This is a genomic window from Streptomyces sp. bgisy100, assembly GCF_057709105.1.
The window spans coordinates 25,537-43,487 of the sequence record NZ_JBYITE010000016.1; the positions used below are offsets into that span (position 1 = coordinate 25,537).

General features: G+C 71.3%; 15 protein-coding genes and 1 pseudogene. 8 read left to right on the forward strand and 8 right to left on the reverse strand.

Annotation, left to right across the window (positions count from 1 at the left end; all coding sequences use genetic code 11):
• Nucleotides 1-191: 191 nt before the first annotated feature.
• Nucleotides 192-1,112, forward strand: a complete 921-nt coding sequence (locus AC3EQ1_RS13775; protein WP_432094683.1) for an aminoglycoside phosphotransferase family protein — start codon at nt 192-194, stop codon at nt 1,110-1,112.
• Nucleotides 1,113-1,119: 7 nt separating this feature from the next.
• On the opposite strand, the gene AC3EQ1_RS13780 is transcribed toward AC3EQ1_RS13775, so the two are convergent.
• Complete coding sequence (locus tag AC3EQ1_RS13780) at nt 1,120-2,493, reverse strand: NsdA family TPR-like regulatory protein (protein ID WP_432094613.1); 1,374 nt, start codon at nt 2,491-2,493, stop codon at nt 1,120-1,122.
• Nucleotides 2,494-3,019: 526 nt separating this feature from the next.
• Here AC3EQ1_RS13780 and AC3EQ1_RS13785 point away from each other — a divergent pair.
• Entirely contained in the window at nt 3,020-3,319 is a 300-nt protein-coding gene (locus tag AC3EQ1_RS13785) for a hypothetical protein (protein WP_432094614.1), read from the forward strand.
• Nucleotides 3,320-3,549: 230 nt separating this feature from the next.
• Here the strand turns inward: AC3EQ1_RS13785 and cutA are convergent, their stop codons facing one another.
• The 4 genes from cutA to AC3EQ1_RS13805 form a co-directional block, all read right to left on the reverse strand.
• Nucleotides 3,550-3,888, reverse strand: a complete 339-nt coding sequence (gene cutA, locus AC3EQ1_RS13790; protein WP_432094615.1) for a divalent-cation tolerance protein CutA — start codon at nt 3,886-3,888, stop codon at nt 3,550-3,552.
• A 172-nt stretch (nt 3,889-4,060) separates the two neighbouring features.
• Nucleotides 4,061-5,218, reverse strand: coding sequence for an acetyl-CoA C-acetyltransferase (locus AC3EQ1_RS13795; RefSeq protein ID WP_432094616.1), 1,158 nt, complete (start codon nt 5,216-5,218; stop codon nt 4,061-4,063).
• Nucleotides 5,219-5,268: 50 nt separating this feature from the next.
• The gene (locus AC3EQ1_RS13800; RefSeq protein ID WP_432094684.1) at nt 5,269-5,868 is read right to left on the reverse strand and encodes a TetR/AcrR family transcriptional regulator; all 600 of its coding nucleotides are present in this window, start codon (nt 5,866-5,868) and stop codon (nt 5,269-5,271) included.
• Nucleotides 5,869-6,039: 171 nt separating this feature from the next.
• Nucleotides 6,040-6,831 (reverse strand): SDR family oxidoreductase, encoded by a 792-nt coding sequence (locus tag AC3EQ1_RS13805; RefSeq protein WP_432094617.1) that lies wholly within the window; start codon nt 6,829-6,831, stop codon nt 6,040-6,042.
• Nucleotides 6,832-6,877: 46 nt separating this feature from the next.
• Here AC3EQ1_RS13805 and AC3EQ1_RS13810 point away from each other — a divergent pair, with 46 nt between their 5' ends.
• The 3 genes and pseudogenes from AC3EQ1_RS13810 to AC3EQ1_RS13820 all read left to right on the forward strand — a co-directional run bounded on the left by AC3EQ1_RS13810 (nt 6,878) and on the right by AC3EQ1_RS13820 (nt 10,943).
• A complete protein-coding gene (locus AC3EQ1_RS13810; RefSeq protein WP_432094618.1) occupies nt 6,878-8,047 on the forward strand; it encodes an acyl-CoA dehydrogenase family protein in 1,170 nt (389 codons plus the stop codon).
• Nucleotides 8,044-9,132 (forward strand): annotated as a pseudogene (locus tag AC3EQ1_RS13815) (acyl-CoA dehydrogenase family protein); the annotation flags it as partial. The gene AC3EQ1_RS13810 and the pseudogene AC3EQ1_RS13815, both read left to right, overlap by 4 nt.
• Before the next feature lie 776 nt (nt 9,133-9,908).
• Nucleotides 9,909-10,943 (forward strand): isopenicillin N synthase family dioxygenase, encoded by a 1,035-nt coding sequence (locus AC3EQ1_RS13820; protein ID WP_432094619.1) that lies wholly within the window; start codon nt 9,909-9,911, stop codon nt 10,941-10,943.
• A 298-nt stretch (nt 10,944-11,241) separates the two neighbouring features.
• Here the strand turns inward: AC3EQ1_RS13820 and AC3EQ1_RS13825 are convergent, their stop codons facing one another.
• Nucleotides 11,242-11,589, reverse strand: a complete 348-nt coding sequence (locus AC3EQ1_RS13825; protein ID WP_432094620.1) for a beta/gamma crystallin domain-containing protein — start codon at nt 11,587-11,589, stop codon at nt 11,242-11,244.
• A gap of 274 nt (nt 11,590-11,863) precedes the next feature.
• On the opposite strand from AC3EQ1_RS13825, the gene AC3EQ1_RS13830 reads away from it, so the two are divergent.
• The 3 genes from AC3EQ1_RS13830 to AC3EQ1_RS13840 all read left to right on the forward strand — a co-directional run bounded on the left by AC3EQ1_RS13830 (nt 11,864) and on the right by AC3EQ1_RS13840 (nt 15,703).
• On the forward strand, nt 11,864-12,895 hold the full coding sequence (locus AC3EQ1_RS13830) for a helix-turn-helix domain-containing protein (RefSeq protein ID WP_432094621.1): 1,032 nt from the start codon (nt 11,864-11,866) through the stop codon (nt 12,893-12,895).
• A gap of 73 nt (nt 12,896-12,968) precedes the next feature.
• Nucleotides 12,969-14,423, forward strand: coding sequence for an amidase (locus AC3EQ1_RS13835; RefSeq protein ID WP_432094622.1), 1,455 nt, complete (start codon nt 12,969-12,971; stop codon nt 14,421-14,423).
• A 581-nt stretch (nt 14,424-15,004) separates the two neighbouring features.
• Nucleotides 15,005-15,703, forward strand: a complete 699-nt coding sequence (locus AC3EQ1_RS13840; RefSeq protein WP_432094623.1) for an ester cyclase — start codon at nt 15,005-15,007, stop codon at nt 15,701-15,703.
• Between the two features lie 72 nt (nt 15,704-15,775).
• Here AC3EQ1_RS13840 and groL read toward each other — a convergent pair whose 3' ends face one another.
• Both groL and groES read right to left on the reverse strand, forming a co-directional pair.
• Nucleotides 15,776-17,398: a chaperonin GroEL gene (gene groL / locus AC3EQ1_RS13845; RefSeq protein ID WP_432094624.1), complete on the reverse strand. Its 1,623-nt coding sequence runs from the start codon at nt 17,396-17,398 to the stop codon at nt 15,776-15,778.
• Between the two features lie 91 nt (nt 17,399-17,489).
• Entirely contained in the window at nt 17,490-17,798 is a 309-nt protein-coding gene (gene groES / locus AC3EQ1_RS13850; RefSeq protein WP_329175511.1) for a co-chaperone GroES, read from the reverse strand.
• Nucleotides 17,799-17,951: the final 153 nt, after the last annotated feature.

Here is a 17,951-nt window from a genome sequence, read left to right on the forward strand (position 1 = left end):
GCGCCGTCGCCCCGGGCTCAGCCCGTCACGAAGGGGACACCCGCCCGGACAGGACTCGTCCACCGCGAGACGGCTGATCCGGGCAGCAGGAAGAACGTCCGATGGGTACCTTCGCCTTGATGTTCCGTGCCGCCTGCGGTCAAGCCGGCCGACGGCACACGGTGGGCAGTGCTGAGGAAGTGGGTACGGGCATGCGGTCTGACGCCGATCGGAGAACGGGAGAGGGGTTCAGCTCGGCTCGCGCGGCCGAAGTGCTGGCCGCGGCATGTCGACAGGCGCGGCTCGACAGCGAGGGAGCACGACTGATCCGCTTCGGAGAGAACGCGCTGTTCCGGCTGGCGGCCCATCCCGTGGTGGTGCGTATCGCACGCTCGACGGAGTACCTGGCCTCGGCATATGGCGAGGTTCAGGTGTCACGCTGGCTCTCAGGTGAGGGCTTCGCCGTCACGCGCGTGATCGATGACCTGGAGCAACCCATGCTCTTCGAGGGTCATCCAGTGACGTTCTGGCACGTGATTGACGGGGCTGATCGGCGAGCGACGTACGGGGAACTCGGAGCCGTTCTCCGGGACCTGCACTCGCTCACTCCGCCGGAGTATCTGTCCCTCCCGCCGTACTCGCCGTTGGACCGGACCGAGCACCGGATCGACACGGCAGTCGGCATACCGGAGGACGACCGCGCGTTCCTGCGCAAACGTGCCTGTGAGCTTCGGGCTCGGTTGGAAGATCTGCGGTTCGAATCCGACAAGGGGCCCGTGCACGGGGACGCTCACGTACAGAACCTCATGGTGGACCGGAACGGCCGGGTGATCCTCATCGATCTGGAGCGATTCAGCTTCGACTTCCCCGAGTGGGACCTGATGGTCACCGCAACAGAGCATCACAGCCTCGGGTGGCAGACCGAGGAAGAGTACGGCGCCTTCCTCGGCGCGTATGGGCGGGATCTCGGCACCTGGTCGGGCTTCCCCGTCCTGCGGGCCGTGCAGGAGTTCAACATGACGACGTGGCTCATGCAGAACGTGTCCGAGAGCGCTGAAACGGCGGCAGAGTACACCCGCCGCATCTCCTCACTCCGGAATGAGGACGCCCTGCGGAACTGGAGCCCGGGGTGACCCTCGGCTACTCATCACTCAACTGGCTCATGGCGTCCCGTACACGTTCAGAGAACTCGCGAACGACAGGGTGCGTCGCGTGGGTGGACACCTCGCGGCGGAAGTCACGTACGTACCGCCGGAACCGAGCCGACTGGAGGGTGTCTCCCGCTTCGACAGCGAGCCCGGCGGTCGCCACAGCAGCTTCGAGGTCGCCATTCAACAGGTGGCTCCGTGCAAGCACCATCCGGCAGAACCCGAGCGTGCGAGCGTACTTGGGATCGGTGAGGCCAACAGCGCGTTCGGCGAAGCGGACAGCTTCGGCGCCCTGTCCGAGGTCGAGGAAGCAGTGACAGAACTCGCCCGCCAGCTCTGCTTCCCCCATGTAGGAGAGCCAGTCGGGATCGTCGGCACCATCGGCCTGCTCGAAGTGCCCCTCGGCCTCGTTCATCGCACGCGAAGCCCCTGGGCGGTCCCGGACAGCCGACAGCGCGCGGGCCTCGTGCGCGGTGAACAACGCCAACGCACGAGGCGTTGAGGCCGTCTTGCCGCCTTCCACGGATGCACGGGCCAGCAACAGGGCACGAGTCGCTTGGCCGAGATAGTTGGCCTGATGGCTCATATTGGTCAGAATGCGCGCTCCCATCATGCGGTTGCCCACCACCTGAGTAAGTCGCAGTGTCGACGCCAGATAGCGGTCAGCGAGGGCGTGGTTTCCGCTGTCGTAGGCACTCCAGGCCAGAAGCTGGGCCATCTCCGAAGCAGCTGTGAAGAGTGCCCTGCCCACCTCAGCGCTGTAGTCGGCTCCGAGGAGTGGGAGCACATCTTCGCGGAAATAGTGGCGAAACGCCTTGTGTGCGTGTCCGCCACCGAATTGGAAGTCCAGTTGCATGAAGTACCCGGCGGCGGTCCGGACTGCGACAACGTCTCGCATGCCGACCCGACGAGTGGCGGGGGCTCCGGGAGGCACACCGTCGGGACGGGAGACGAGCCACGAGAGTGCCACGGCGTACGCATCCGCATCGGGGGCCTGAGGTTCCTGCGACAGCCTGTCCTCCGGACGCTGATGGGTGAGACCTTCCAGCGTGCTCAGCGTCTCGGTCAGCGAACCGGCGCAGCTCAAGCCAAAGGCGGGAGCGGGAATCGACACGGATACGGAGAATCCCAAATCCTGCGGCGTGAGCCTCCGCCGTAACTTGGTGCTCAGCACCTCGGCAACGTATACGGCCGTCTGCGGCTGGATACCCCGTCCGTCCAACCATCGCTGAACGGCGACATGCGTCGTCCCCAGACGTTCGCCATGCGTCGCCGCGAGATCACGGACTCGCTTGGCCAATCCCTTGTTCGAGACTCCCGCCTCCGCCATGACGGTCGCCAAGAGGCGGTTCAGCTTCCTGTTCACGTGGTGTTGACACCCCCGACGTCACGTCAAGTGTTCATCGTGACACACCGGGTGGCCGCCGGAGGGGGTTCGTCACGAACCCCCTCGGGTGGGCACGCGAACCCCCCGGTGTTCATGTGAACCCCTCTATGAACCCTGCCGCACCGCCGAAGACGGTCGTTGACTGACGAGGCAAGACACCTGCGGGCGCCGGGCGCCAGGGCAGGCCCACCCGATGGAAGAAGGTCAATGTGCGATGCCACCTCGGCGGGATTCTCGAATCACCGCCTCGTCCCCTGCTCCCCGCTCCACCACACCATGGCGCGGTGAGCTCAGGCCCGGCCTTGGGCCAGCCGTACGGGCGAGGCGGCGATGGTCCCGGGGGTGCCGATGACCATTGCCCCTGCGGTTGGCGGTCGATCCGGGGCACAGTCATCTGTCACGGGGGCCCCCGTCACTCCGTCTTCGAGCAGCGGCTGGAACGCGATTCGCAGCATGACCAGTGCGCGGTTTCGATGTGCGTCCCGCAGCGGATGGCGGTGACTCGGTGAGTGACAACGCTCGGCTTCTCCCCTGGCTGGGTTCGTCGGGACAGCGCTCCTATCTGGTGACGGATGACGGGGCGAGTCACCTCTCCCGACTCGCCGACGAAATGGAGGAAGCACAGCTGCAAGCCGGTGCTGTCCTGCTCGGCCACGCTGCCGGGATCCTCGAAGCCGAAAGGACCAACCCCTGGGAACTCCGCTACCTGAGTGCTCGGCTGACCGAAGCCCTGCGGGATGCTCTGAGGGTTGCCGAGAGCCGGGGTGAACGGCTGCCCAGGAGTCAGGACATGCCACCCGGATAGAGGCGGGACGCCTCGTTCGGCACAGCAATGTCGTCACCCCTCTGACGACGCCCACAAGGGCCCCGACCGGTGCTCGGGGCCCTGCGTGTCTGCTGGTCAGCGTCACCTCCGCCGGCCGCGGTCACGGCGTCACCGCCTCAGCACTCGCGTCCCTCAGCAGGCGGTCGAGGACAAATTCTGGGAAGGGGCGGCCCACGACGTCCTCGTCCCCTCCGGTTCCCCTCGGAGTACTACGACGCCGTCCCCGCCGCATCCCCCACCGTCCGAGCCACCCAGCCGAGGTACCCCGAGGCGCCCGCGGCCATGGGTACCGCGACGATTTCCGGGTTCTCCCATGGGTGGTTGGCCAGAAGGTGCCCTTCGAGGGCGGGGTAACGGTCGGCCGTGGATCTGAACAGGAGCTGCCATTCCTCTCCCTCACCGAACTCTCCCAGGTGCCAGAAGAGCGACGTAACCGGGCCGACCACCTGGGCCCCCGCTGCCAGTCGGGCCTCTGTCACGCCCTTGCCCAGCGCCACGGCCGCCTCGCGGCTCTCCGTTGCTGTGTAGACCATCACGCAGTCAGCCATGCTTCGAGCGTATCGATACCGGGGTGGCGTCTGCCGCAGACGAGCCGGCACCACCCCGCACCGTTCGCGGCGCCCGCACACCGACGAGCGGCGCCCGCACACCGACGATCCGCGGGCGGCCCCTCAGAGGCGTTCAACGACGTCAGGTCAAAGACGTTCGACGACCGTCGCGTCAGAGACGTTCGATGATCGTCACGTTCGCCTGGCCCCCGCCCTCGCACATCGTCTGGAGGCCGAACCGCCCGCCGGTGCGCTCCAGTTCGTTCAGGAGGGTGGTCATCAGCTTGGTGCCGGTGGCGCCCAGGGGGTGGCCCAGGGCGATGGCGCCGCCGTTGACGTTGGTCCGTTCCGGGTCGGCGCCGGTCTCCTTCAGCCAGGCCAGGACCACGGGGGCGAAGGCCTCGTTGATCTCGACCAGGTCGATGTCGTCCAGGGTGAGTCCGGTCTTCTTGAGGGCGAAGGCCGTCGCGGGGATCGGGGCGGTGAGCATCCGGAGCGGGTCCTCGCCGCGGACGGACAGGTGGTGGACGCGGGCGCGCGGGGTGAGGCCGTGGTCCCGTACCGCCTGGTCGCTCGCGATGAGGATCGCCGAGGCGCCGTCGGAGACCTGGGAGGAGACCGCGGCGGTCAGCCGGCCGCCCTCGACCAGGGGTTTCAGGGCCGCCATCTTCTCCAGTGAGGTGTCGCGCCGGGGGCCCTCGTCGGTCGTCACACCGCGGCAGGGCACCAGTTCGCGGTCGAAGCGTCCCTCGTCGATGGCGCGGACGGCCCGCTGGTGGGAACGGAGGGCGAACTCCTCCATGTCCTGCCGGGAGATGTTCCACTTGGCAGCGATCGTCTCGGCGCCGAAGAACTGGCTGACCGGACGGTCGCCGTAGCGGGCCCGCCAGCCCTCGGATCCGGCGAACGGGCCCTCGGTGAGCCCGAGCGGTTCGGTGGCCTGCCGACTGGCGTAGGCGATGGGCACCTGGGACATGTTCTGCACGCCGCCCGCGACCACCAGGTCCTGGGTGCCCGACAGCACGCCCTGCGCCGCGAAGTGCAGTGCCTGCTGGGACGAGCCGCACTGCCGGTCCACCGTCACGCCCGGCACCTCCTCGGGCAGGCCCGCGGCCAGCCAGGCGGTGCGCGCGATGTCGCCGGCCTGCGGTCCGACCGTGTCGAGGCAGCCGAAGACCACGTCCTCGACGGCGGCCGGGTCGATCCCGGTGCGCTCCATCAGCGCCGTCAGCACATGGGCGCCCAGGTCGGCGGGGTGCACGGCGGAGAGTCCGCCTCCGCGCCGGCCGACCGGGGTCCGTACGGCGTCGACGATGTAGGCCTCGGCCATGGCTGCTGCTCCTTCGTCGTCAGGGCTGCTGTCCGGGCCCGGGGCCCGGGTCAGGGCTGCTGGTCGCTCCCCAGGGCGATGCCGTCCAGCACCATCGAGAGGTACTGCCGGGCGATCTCCTCGGGGCTGTGCAGGCCGCCCGGCCGGTACCAGGACGCGGCGACCCAGACGGTGTCGCGCACGAAGCGGTAGGTGAGCCGGACGTCGAGATCGGCGCGGAAGGCCCGGGCCGCGACACCGCGTTCCAGCGTCCCGAGCCAGGCCTTCTCGAACTTCCGCTGCGAGTCGGCGAGATAGCCGAACCGCGGCTGGTCGGCGAGGTGCCGGGCCTCCTTCTGGTAGATCGCGACGGCGGCGCGGTGCCGGTCGATCTCCCGGAAGGACTCGGTGACGAGGGCCTCGATGGTCTCCCGGGGGCCGAGCCCGGCTTCGAGCACGGCGTCGTACCCGGCCCACAGCTCGTTCAGGAAGGTGGAGAGGATCTCGTCGAGCATCGACTCCTTGGAGTCGAAGTGGTAGTAGAGGCTGCCCGCGAGCATTCCCGCCTCGTCGGCGATCCGGCGGACGGTGGTGGCGTTGTAGCCCTGGGCGGCGAACACCTCGGCCGCGGTGTCCAGGAGCTCCTGGCGCCGCTCCGGTGAGGCGTTCACCGCGGCAGCCCGTCCGGCGCCGCGCGCCCCGGCGCTCCCGCCGCCGCGCGCGCTCGTCCCCGCGCCGCCGGTCCGTCCACCGCTGCGTGCGGTGGTCCGCCCGCCGCCGCGGGTGCTGGTCTTCTCGCCGCTGTGCGGCCCACTGCTCTTCGGCACACCTTCATTGTCGTCTCACGCCCGCTGGCTGCTGACCGGCACGGTCTCGCCGGTCATGTACGAGGAGTAGTCGCTCGCCAGGAAGACGATCACGTTGGCGACCTCCCAGGGCTCGGCCCAGCGGCCGAACGCTTCGCGCTCGGTGAGCTCGGCGAGCAGCTCGGGCGTGGTGACCTTCACCAGGTGCGGGTGCATGGCGAGGCTCGGGGAGACGGCGTTGACCCGCACGCCGTAGTCGGCCGCCTCCACGGCCGCGCAGCGGGTCAGGGCCATGACACCGGCCTTGGCGGCGGCGTAGTGGGCCTGGCCGCGCTGGGCGCGCCAGCCGACGACGGAGGCGTTGTTGACGACGACACCGCCGCGGCCGGCCGCCCGCATCCGGCGCAGGGCGGCGCGGGTGCAGCGGAAGGTGCCGTTCAGGGTGACGTCGAGGACCCGGCCCCACTGGTCGTCGGTCATCTCGGTGAGTTCGGCGGTGCCGCCGAGCCCGGCGTTGTTGACCACGGTGTCGAGGTGCCCGTGCCGCTCCTCGGCGAGGTCGAGCAGGGCGGCGACCCGGGCCTCGTCGGTGACGTCGCAGGCGAGCCCGGCGACCCGGTCCGTGCCGAATTCCGCGCCGAGGGCGTCGGCGGTCGCGGCGAGCCGGCGGGCGTGGGCGTCTCCGATGACGATCCGGGCGCCCTCCTCCAGGAACCTGCGCGCGGTGGCCCCGCCGATCCCGGCGCCCGCGGCGGCGGTGATCACGGCCGTGCGCCCCTCCAGCAGCCGGTGGCCCGGGACGTAGGCGGGCGGGGTCGCGGGGGTCATGACCGTTACGCTAACCTACCAAACACTTGTTAGGGAAGGAGTGTTGGTGGACATCGCCTTCTCCTCCGCGGAGAACGCCTTCCGCGCCGAGGCCCGCGCCTGGCTCGCCGCCCATGTGCCCGCCGCTCCGCTGCCCTCCCTGGAGACGGAGAAGGGCTTCGCCGCCCACCGGGAGTGGGAGCGCACCCTGTTCGCGGACCGCTGGTCGGTCGTCACCTGGCCCGAGGAGTACGGCGGCCGGGGCGCCTCGGTGATCGAGTGGCTGATCTTCGAGGAGGAGTACTACGCGGCCGGGGCCCCGGGACGGGTCGGGCAGAACGGCATCGGCCTGCTCGCCCCCACGCTCTTCGAGTACGGCACCGGGGAGCAGCGGGCACGGATCCTGCCGGCGATGGCGAGCGGCGAGGTGATCTGGGCCCAGGCCTGGTCGGAGCCGGAGGCCGGATCGGACCTGGCGTCGCTGCGGGCCACGGCGGCGCGGGTCGCGGGCGGCCGGCGGCTCGACGGGCAGAAGACCTGGTCGTCGCGGGCGGCGTTCGCGGACCGCGCCTTCGGGCTGTTCCGCAGCGACCCGGCGGCGGGCCGGCCGCACCGGGGGCTGACGTATCTGATGTTCCCGCTGGACGCGCCCGGGGTGACCGTCCGGCCCATCGGCCGGCTGGACGGCAAGCCCGCCTTCGCCGAACTCTTCCTCGACGGCGTCCTCGTGCCGGACGAGGACGTGATCGGCACCCCCGGCCAGGGCTGGCAGATCGCGATGAGCACCGCGGGGAACGAGCGCGGGCTGACGCTGCGCAGCCCGGGCCGGTTCACGGCCGCCGCGGCCCGGCTGGTGGAGCTGTGGCGGGAGCGGGCGGACCCGGCGGACACCGCGCTGCGCGACCGGGTCGCCGACGCGGTGATCGGCGCCCGCGCCTACCAGCTCTTCACCTACGCCGCCGCCTCGCGGCTGGCCGCGGGCGAGACGATCGGCAGCGAGTCGAGCCTCAACAAGGTGTTCTGGTCGGGGCTGGATCTGGCGCTGCACGAGACGGCGCTCGACCTGCTCGGGCCGGAGGGCGAGCTGTCGGACGAGGCCGGGGACGCCCCGGCGCACGGCGGGTGGGCCGAGGGCTACGTCTTCTCGCTCGCGGGGCCGCTGTACGCGGGCACCAACGAGATCCAGCGCGACATCATCGCCGAGCGGCTGCTCGGCCTGCCGAAGGGACGACGGTGAGGTTCCTCCTCGACGACGCCCGGAACGACTTCGACCGCACCCTGGACCGGATGCTGCGCGGCAGCGGGACCCCGGCGGCGGTGCGCTCCTGGGCGGCGGGCGACCACCGGGCGGGCGGCGCGCTGTGGTCGCGGCTCGGCGAGGCGGGGGTCTTCGGGCTGGCCGTTCCCGCGGAGTACGGCGGCTCGGGCCGGCTGCCGGTGGAACTGGCCGTGGCGTTCGTGCAGTTGGGACGGCACGCGGTGCCGGGCCCGGTGGTCGAAACGGTGGCGGCCGCGGTGCTCCTCGGGCTGCTCGCCGAGGACGGCGGGCCCGGACCGGCCGCGAGCCGGCGGCCGGGCTCCGTCTCGACGAAGCCGCCGGGCACCATCTCGGCGAAGCTCCCGGGCACCGTCTCGGCGCGGCTGCCCGACACCGTCTCGGCGCGGCTGTCGGGGATCGCTTCCGGGGAGACCCGGGTGACGCTCTGCGCGCCCGGCGGCGGGCCGTACGCCCTGGACGCCGACAGCTCCGACGCCACGTTCGTCGTCGACGGCGACGTACTGAGCGTGGCGACGGGGCACGGGCCGGTGCAGCCGTCGCTCGATCCCGCCCGGCGGCTGGCCCGGCCGGCTGCGGGCGAGCCGCTGGCGAGCGGCCCGGCGGTGCGGGAAGCGGCCGCGCGGGCCGCGCAGTGGGCCTCGTTCGCCACCGCCGCCCAGGCGCTGGGCACCGGTCTCGCGCTGGTGGAGCGCACCGTGGCCTATGTGAAGCAGCGGCATCAGTTCGGCAGCGCGGTCGGTTCCTTCCAGGCGGTGAAGCACCGGCTGGCCGACGCGCTGATCGCCCTGGAGTTCGCCCGCCCGCTGCTGCACGGCGCGGCGGTGGCGCTGGCCGCGGAGGCGCCGGGCAGTGCCGCGGAGGTCGCGGCGGCGAAGGTGAGCGCGGGCGAGGCCGCGTACGCCGCCGCGCGGACGGCGCTTCAACTGCACGGGGCGATCGGCTACACCGACGAGTTCGAGCTGTCGCTGTGGATCCGCAAGGCCCGCGCGCTGCGCACCGCGTGGGGCACGCCCGCGGACTGCCGGGCGGCGGTCGTGCGCGGGGCTGCGGCGGGCGGCTTCGCCGTTCCCGCTCGGGGGCCCGACGCGGCGGAAGATCATGAGTCCGGCGCGGCGGGTGCCCGGGAGCCCGGCTCCGCGGAAGATCATGAGCCCGGCGCGGCGGGTGCCCGGAGGCCCGGCTCGACGGAAGCTCAGGAGTCCGGCGCGGCAGGTGCCGCGGCGGCCTCACCGATGGCCCGGTAGCCCGCTCGTCGCCACTCCGGGTGCGGGCGCCTTCGCCGTTCCCACTTCGGAGCCCGGCACGCCGGGACTCGGAAGCCCGGCTCGGCGGGCACTCCGGCGACCTCACCGGTGGCCCGTAGCCCGCTCGTCGCCGCCATGAGTGCGAGCGGCGGCAGTGCGGCGGGCCCTGCCGCCGCCGTCGTCCCTGCGGTGCGGGCGGCTGCAGGGCAGTCCGTGGGCAGCGGCCGGGCCCAGGGTTGCCGTCCGCCCGGCGGCCCCCTGCCTCTCGTCGCCTTTTCCCGGCGGGCGCAGTACGCTCCATGGCATGCCTCTGCTCGTACGACGCCGCCACGTGGATCTGCTGCGCGTCACGAGCATGTCCTGTCGCCGCACCGGCTGATCTCCTCCGGCCCCTGCCCCGCGCCGTTCGACCCGCCCGCGCCGCACCGCGGCGCGCTGCCCGTCCCGCGCGGGGTGGCCGTGCTCCACCCTTCCCGACCACCGCCCCGGTCCCGTGCTGCGCCGGCAACCCCGGTCTGTCGCGGTCCGCCCCGGCCACCGCCGGTGCCACCGGGCTCACACCCCGCGGATCACCCATGTCGCTTCAGCTTCCCGTCATCGACCTGTCGGCCGCCGACCGCGGCCCCGCCTCCCGGGCACGGCTGCACGCCGACCTGCACGCGGCCGCCCACGACGTCGGCTTCTTCCAACTGACCGGCCACGGCGTCACCCCGGCCGAGACGGCCGCCCTGACCGGCGCCGTCCGGTCCTTCTTCGCTCTCCCCGAGGCCGACCGGCTGGCGGTCTCCAACCTCGGCTCGCCCCATTTCCGGGGCTACACCCGGACCGGCGACGAGCACACCGGCGGCTCCCGGGACTGGCGCGACCAGCTCGACATCGGCGCCGAGCGCCCTGCCCACGTCCCCGCCCCCGACGAGCCCGGCTACTGGTGGCTGGAGGGCCCCAACCAGTGGCCGGACGCCCTGCCCGAGCTGCGGACCGCGGCCCTCGGCTGGATCGACCGGCTCAGCGGGGTCGCGGACCGTCTGCTGCACGAACTTCTGGCCGCCATCGGCGCGCCGCCCGGCTTCTACGACGACGCCTTCGGGGACCGGCCGCATCTGCACCTGAAGATGGTGCGGTACCCGGGCCGGGCGCCCGACGGCGCGGACCAGGGGGTCGGCGCCCACAAGGACTACGGCTTCCTCACCCTGCTGCTCCAGGACGACATCGGCGGGCTGCAGGTGGAGCGGGCGGACGGCCGGTTCCACGATGTGCCGCCGCTGCCGGGCGCGTTCGTGGTCAACCTGGGCGAGCTGCTGGAGGTGGCGACGAACGGCTATCTCAAGGCCACCAACCACCGGGTGGTGAGCCCGCCCGGGAACCGGGAGCGCTTCTCCGTGCCGTTCTTCTACAACCCGCGGCTGGACGCGCGGATCGACCCGCTGCCGTTCCCGCACGCCCGGAGCGCGCCGGGCGTCACCCGGGACCCGGCGAACCCGCTGTTCGCGGAGTTCGGCCGGAACGAGCTGAAGGGCTGGCTCCGGGCCCACCCCCGGGTCGCCCGCCGCCATCACGCCGGCCTGCTGGCGGAACTGTCCTCGGCGGGGCCGCAGAAGATCGGCGCCTGAGACCGGATACTCCGCAGTGCGGCGGACGAGCCGCGATCGGCTCGTCCGCCGCACCTGGCCGCTCTGTGCGGCCTCGCCGCCGCTCCCCCCCCCTGCCGGTGACGACCGCCGGCGATGGCGGGCACACGGGCCGGCGGCGTCCTCCTGCGCGGGAGAGCCGGCGTGACCGGCCTTCCCGCGCAGGAGCGCTGACAGCACGAAGGCGGGCCGCGACGGTGCCCGTCAACTCTCCTGGGCACGCAATCGCTCGAGGGGTGTCCCGCTGTCGTACTGTCACGCCCTCAGGTGACGCGGGTTGCTAGTTGATCCTGAACTTCCAGATGTGGAGCGGCCTGTTCGGGTACGAGATGTCATTCCACCGGCTCACATCCACCACGGCGCCGTTGAAGTCGTACATCGTGATGTCGTTGTTTCCCGTGGAAACCCGGTCGACCCATCCGTCGATCTTGTAGACGCCGGCGTTGGCCCAGCAGCTCTCTCCGTTGTGGCGGCTACCGTGCGACCAGATCTTCAGAAAGTTCTCACCGTCGCGGCAGGTGACCTGATCTGCCGCAGCACTGCCGGACGGCCCGATCAGGGTGAACATGCCGGCTGCGGCCAGTCCCGTGGCCAGAATGCGGGCCGCTTTCATCTTTCCGGAAACCATCACTTCTCCTGTCCGAATCAGCACCCCGCGCAACAGTCATGACGCAGCACGGAGTGGTGTTGCTGTTCTGGTGTGAGCGCCGCGGCTTCAGGACCACCGGGCGCCCGCCGAAGGGGATTTCAGCACTCTCCCCTCGTTCCGCCGCACGTCACGCCGCTGTTCGGAACCGTGCCGCGGTCGGCTCCGTCAACCGTAGAAAGAGCGCCGCCGCCAACGCTTGGACGCCGGCGCCAGCTCGATGGAACATCAGCGCCACGAAGGAGAGCGGGGAATCATGACTGCGGTCTACAAGCCTGAAAAGGCGCTGGAGTTCGCGATGCACATCAGCGCACCGACGACCCCGGAGGAAGGCTTCGACAGCTTTCGGCGCGGCTGGGAGGCGCAGACGGGTGCGGAATATCCGGCTCCATCCTTCACTCCGGGACGCGCCGGGGAATTCGAGATCAGCGCTCGCGCCGTCACGGTGCTCGATTCGGTCATAGCCGATGTGCCCAGCACGTCGCTGCTGGGGACCTTACGCGGCGTGCCCTTATACGAGGACAACCGCGTCATGGTGCATGTGGTGCGGCGCAACACCTGGCGGTTCGACCGGCGCGGCGTCGACCGACTGACCGTCCCGGCCGGGCGGTTCCTGGTGCACCGCAGCGGCCCGCCCGTGCACGAGACGGCACGCGACACCGCGGCAAAGGTGCTCATCCTGCCGGCCTCCGCCGTGGGGCCGCTCAGGGGCGACCGGCTGATCACCGGAGCGGCCGACGCCCCGGAGATGCGGATGCTCCTCGCCCACGTCCGGATGATCGACGAGACGCTCGCGGAGCTAACTCCGGCCGGGTTGCACGCCGCTCGCAACACACTGATCGAACTGGTCGGCGGCGTGGCGGCCGGGCGGTCCGACGGTTCCGAGCCCCGGCTGGCCGCCGCCCTGGTGCGCGCGGTGAAGGACCTCGTAGACCACCGGCTGACCGACCCCGACCTCTCCCCGGCGATGCTGGCCCGCGCCCTCAACATCTCCGTGCGCACCCTGCACCGGGCGTTCGCGACTGCCGCCGCGGACCACGCGAACATCAGAGGCGGGGCCGGCGTCGGCAGGGCGGACACGGTCGCCGGATACATCCGCGACCGCCGGCTCGAACAGGCACGGTCGGCCCTGCGCACTCCGGCCGGCCGGCCGAGCGTCGCGGAGGTCGCGGCTCGCTGGCAGTTCGCCGACAGCAGCCACTTCATCCGGGCCTTCAAGAGCCGGTACGGCCGGACGCCGGCCGCGTACGCCCGCGACTGCGACCACGCGGAGCCTCCCGAGGAGTGATGCCTCACGGTGCGGGGCATCGCGCGGTACTGTTCGTTCGAACGGTTCAGCGACGGAGACGAGGTGTGGCCCGGTGTCCCGATCCCTGCCCCAAGGACTTGCCGAGCATGCCCGCGCCCTCGCCCGGGGCGAGGTGTCGTCCCGGGAGCTGGTCGAGCGGTCCCTCGCCCGGATCGAGGCCGCACAGCCCACGCTGAACGCCTTCCGCCGGATCCGTGCGGAGGCCGCCCTCGCCGAGGCCGACGCCGCCGACCGCAGGCTGGCCGCCGGCGAACGCGCCCCGCTGTTGGGCGTGCCGGTCGCCGTGAAGGACGACATGGATGTCGCGGGCGAGCCGACGGCATTCGGCTGCCCCGGCGAGTTCCCGGTGAAGACCGAGGACGGGGAGGCCGCACGGCGGCTGCGGGCGGCCGGTGCCGTGATCGTCGGCAAGACCAACACCCCCGAGCTCGGGCAGTGGCCGTTCACCGAGGGACCGGCGTTCGGGGACACCCGCAATCCGTGGAACACCGGGCACACGCCCGGCGGTTCGTCCGGCGGTACGGCCGCCGCCGTCGCGGCCGGACTGGTCCCGGCGGCGCTGGGGTCGGACGGCGCGGGCTCGGTCCGGATCCCCGCGGCCTGGACGCATCTGGTCGGGATCAAGCCGCAGCGCGGACGCATCTCCACCTGGCCGGACGCCGAGGCGTTCAACGGGATCACCGGCATCGGCCCGCTGGCCCGTACGGTGGCGGACGCCGCGCTCTTGCTGGACGTGACGAGCGGCAGCCACCCCGGCGACCGCCATCAGCCGCCCGCGGTCTCCGTGCTGCCCGCGGCGGAGCGGGAGCCGCGGCGGCTGCGCATCGCACTGTCGTACCGGACCGCGTTCACCGGCACACCCAAGTCACTGCACCCCGAGGTGCGGTCCGCGGTCGCGGGCATCTCGGAGCGGCTGGCCGCTCTGGGCCATGAGGTCCTCGAGGAGGACCCCCGCTACGGACCGGTCGGGCTGACGTTCGTGCCCCGGGCGACGGCCGGGGTGCGGGAGTGGGCGGCGCGCGTCCCGGACCCGGCGCTGCTGGACCCCCGGACGCGCGGCGCGGCGCGGCTCGGACGGCTGCTGGGCGGCGGCCCGCTGCGGCTGGCCCGGTCCGCCGAGGCCCGGCTGCACGCCCGGGTGGGGGAGATCTTCCACCGCTTCGACGTCGTGCTCACCCCCACCACGGCGACCCCGCCCCCGGCGATCGGCGCGATGGCCTCGCTGTCGGGCTGGCACACCGACCGGACGATGATCGGGCACTGCCCGTACGCGTGGCCGTGGAATGTGCTCGGGTGGCCTGGGATCAGCGTCCCCGCCGGGTTCACCGGGGGCGGACTGCCGGTCGGCGCGCAGCTGTTGGGCCCGGCGAACAGCGAGCCGCTGCTGGTCTCCCTGGCGGCCCAACTGGAGGCGGACCAGCGGTGGTACGAGCGGTGGCCGAGCCTCGCCGGCTCGGCGGGGGAGGCTCTGCCGGAGCGATGGTCGGAGGCGGGGCCGGTGGCGTAGTGGGGGTGTGGTGGTGGCGGGGCCGGGGCCGTAGTGCCGGGGCCGTAGTGCCGGGGCCGTAGTGGCGGGGCCGTAGTGGCGGATCGCGGCCGGGGGGTGCGTCGTCAGTGACGGGGGCGGGGCCTCCGGGGTGGGGGGTTCCGGAACGTATATTTACGGCCCTGGGGGCCACAAATACACGGAAGCTTCCGGAACCCCCCACCCCTGCGGCCCCGTCCCCCTCATGTCTCGTCGGCGGCTGACCGGCATCCCGTGCTGGAGCATCTGCCTGGTCATTGCCGTCCAGAGGGTGGGCCGGCCCCGTCCCCCTCATGTCTCGTCGGCGGCTGACCGGCATCCGTGCCGGAGCGTCTACCTCGGTCATCGCCGTCCAGGGGGTGGGCAGGACCCGTCACCCTCACGTCTCGTCCGCGGCTGGCCGGCATCCGTGCTCCACCTCAGCCATCGCCGTCCCCGGGTGGGTGAGTAGTCGACGGTGCCGCACTGCGCCGGTGGGTGCGGGGCTCTCAGGTTTTCGACGTCCGGGGTTGTGGGCATTTCGTCACTAAAATGGAGTAATCGCCCAAGCTCTGGGAGGCGTCATGACTTTCGTGCAGATCATCGACTGCAAGACGGACAAGATCGACGACATGAACCGGCTCATGGACACCTGGGCCGAGCGGACGAGGGGGAAGCGGACCGCTACGCATGCGGTTGTCGGACGGGACCGGGCCGATGGGGATCACGTCGTCGAGATCATCGAGTTCCCGTCGTACGAAGAGGCTATGCGGAACTCGGGTCTGCCGGAGACGGAGCAGATCTTCCAGCAGATGGTGGCGCTCTGCGACGGCGCCCCGACCTTCACCGACCTCGATGTCGTGCGGGACGAGGCGCTCAACAAGGACACGGCCCGGAGGTTCTTCGAGGAGGTGGCCGTGGGGGGCCGGCTCGATCTCGTGGACGAGCTGTTCGCGCCGGACCTGATCGACCACGACATCTCGAAGGACGTGGAGTCCACGACCGGGGCCGATGTCATCCGGCAGGACGTCACGGGCTGGCGGAGCGCGTTCGCCTTCGACTTCACGCTCGAGAGCATGCTGGCCGAGGGCGACGAGGTGGCGACCCGGTGGACCTGGCAGGGCACGCACCGGGGTGACTTCATGGGCATCGCCGCCACCGGCAAGGACGTCACGATGACCGGCACCACCGTGTTCCGGTTCCGCGACGGCCGGATCCAGGAGGCCTGGTGGCACTACGACCTGCTGCGGCTGCTCCGGCAGCTGGACGGCGTGCCGATGTGACCCGGACGCGAAGAGCCCCCGCCTCCACCGCCGAGCGGTGGGGACAGGGGCCCTTCGTGGTGTCTCGCGAGGTCAGTGCGCGTGGCCGTGGCCGTGGCCGGCGTCGCCCTCTTCCTCTTCCTTCTTCTCGACCACGAGCGTCTCGGTGGTGAGGAGCAGGGAGGCGATGGAAGCGGCGTTCTCCAGCGCGGAGCGGGTGACCTTGACCGGGTCGATGACGCCGGCCTTCACCAGGTCGCCGTACTCGCCGGTCGCGGCGTTGAAGCCGTGGCCCTTCTCGAGCTCGGCCACCTTGGAGGTGATGACGTAGCCCTCGAGGCCGGCGTTCTCCGCGATCCAGCGCAGCGGCTCGACGGCGGCGCGGCGGACGACGGCGACACCGGTGGCCTCGTCGCCCTCCTTGCCCAGGCTGCCCTCGAGCACCTTGGCGGCGTGGACCAGAGCGGAGCCACCACCGGAGACGATGCCCTCCTCGACCGCGGCGCGGGTCGCGGAGATGGCGTCCTCCAGACGGTGCTTCTTCTCCTTGAGCTCGACCTCGGTCGCGGCGCCGACCTTGATGACGCAGACGCCACCGGCGAGCTTCGCGAGGCGCTCCTGGAGCTTCTCGCGGTCCCAGTCGGAGTCGGTGGCCTCGATCTCGGCCTTGATCTGGGAGACGCGGCCCTGCACGTCCTCCGCCTTGCCGGCACCGTCGACGATCGTGGTGTCGTCCTTGGTGATGGTCACGCGGCGGGCGGAGCCGAGCACGTCCAGGCCGACCTGGTCGAGCTTGAGGCCGACCTCCTCGGCGACGACGGTGCCGCCGGTGAGGGTGGCGATGTCGCCGAGCATGGCCTTGCGGCGGTCGCCGAAGCCCGGGGCCTTCACCGCGACGGCGTTGAAGGTGCCGCGGATCTTGTTGACCACGAGGGTGGAGAGCGCCTCGCCGTCGACGTCCTCGGCGATGATCAGCATCGGCTTGGAGCCGCCGGCCTGGATGACCTTCTCCAGCAGCGGCAGCAGGTCCTGGATCGAGGAGATCTTGCCCTGGTGGATCAGGATGTACGGGTCGTCGAGGACGGCCTCCATACGCTCCTGGTCGGTGACGAAGTACGGGGACAGGTAGCCCTTGTCGAAGGCCATGCCCTCGGTGAAGTCGAGCTCCAGGCCGAAGGTGTTGGACTCCTCGACGGTGATGACACCGTCCTTGCCGACCTTGTCCATCGCCTCGGCGATGAGCTCGCCGACCTGCTTGTCCTGGGCGGACAGACCGGCGACGGCGGCGATGTCGGACTTCTCGTCGATCGGGCGCGCGATGGCGAGCAGGTCGTCCGAGACGGCCTTGACCGCGGCGTCGATGCCCTTCTTCAGGGCGGCCGGGGAGGCGCCGGCGGCGACGTTGCGCAGACCCTCACGGACCAGCGCCTGGGCCAGCACGGTCGCGGTGGTGGTGCCGTCACCCGCGATGTCGTTGGTCTTGGTCGCCACCTCCTTGACGAGCTGGGCGCCGAGGTTCTCGTACGGGTCCTCGACCTCGACCTCGCGGGCGATGGTCACACCGTCGTTGGTGATGGTCGGCGCGCCGAACTTCTTGTCGATGACGACGTTGCGACCCTTGGGGCCGATCGTCACCTTCACGGTGTCGGCAAGCTTGTTGACGCCACGCTCGAGGGCGCGACGGGCGTCCTCGTCGAACTTCAGGATCTTCGCCATGGTTGCGTATGTCCTCTCAACGAACTGCGCCCCGGACGCCCGGTTGTTCAGACACGGGTTCCGGGGCGCAGATCAAAAAACAGTGGGTGAATTACTTCTCGACGATCGCGAGAACGTCGCGAGCCGAGAGGACGAGGTACTCCTCGCCGCTGTACTTCACCTCGGTGCCGCCGTACTTGCTGTACAGCACGACGTCGCCTACGGACACGTCGAGCGGAAGGCGCTTGCCGTCCTCGAAGCGGCCCGGGCCGACGGCCAGGACGACGCCCTCCTGGGGCTTCTCCTTGGCAGTGTCCGGAATGACCAGGCCGGAAGCCGTGGTCTGCTCGGCGTCCAGCGGCTGGACCACAATGCGGTCCTCGAGCGGCTTGATGGCAACCTTGGTGCTGGCGGTCGTCACGATCCGACCTCCCCCTTCGGAGAGCTCACGGGGTTAACTGTCTGAGGTGGCGACCTGGTAGATCCGTCGTCGCGGGTGCCGGACCTGCCCGTCGCTGTGTAGCTGGCACTCCGTAGTGGAGAGTGCCAAAGCTGAGACTATGACGGCGTTAGC

Excerpts from the sequence above, each read along its gene's own strand:
- AC3EQ1_RS13775 (WP_432094683.1), top strand. The coding sequence starts at position 192 with ATGCGGTCTGACGCCGATCGGAGAACGGGAGAGGGGTTCAGCTCGGCT.
- cutA (WP_432094615.1), bottom strand. The coding sequence starts at position 3,888 with ATGGCTGACTGCGTGATGGTCTACACAGCAACGGAGAGCCGCGAGGCG.
- AC3EQ1_RS13795 (WP_432094616.1), bottom strand. The coding sequence starts at position 5,218 with ATGGCCGAGGCCTACATCGTCGACGCCGTACGGACCCCGGTCGGCCGG.
- AC3EQ1_RS13805 (WP_432094617.1), bottom strand. The coding sequence starts at position 6,831 with ATGACCCCCGCGACCCCGCCCGCCTACGTCCCGGGCCACCGGCTGCTG.
- AC3EQ1_RS13820 (WP_432094619.1), top strand. The coding sequence starts at position 9,909 with ATGTCGCTTCAGCTTCCCGTCATCGACCTGTCGGCCGCCGACCGCGGC.
- AC3EQ1_RS13825 (WP_432094620.1), bottom strand. The coding sequence starts at position 11,589 with ATGGTTTCCGGAAAGATGAAAGCGGCCCGCATTCTGGCCACGGGACTG.
- AC3EQ1_RS13830 (WP_432094621.1), top strand. The coding sequence starts at position 11,864 with ATGACTGCGGTCTACAAGCCTGAAAAGGCGCTGGAGTTCGCGATGCAC.
- AC3EQ1_RS13840 (WP_432094623.1), top strand. The coding sequence starts at position 15,005 with ATGACTTTCGTGCAGATCATCGACTGCAAGACGGACAAGATCGACGAC.
- groL (WP_432094624.1), bottom strand. The coding sequence starts at position 17,398 with ATGGCGAAGATCCTGAAGTTCGACGAGGACGCCCGTCGCGCCCTCGAG.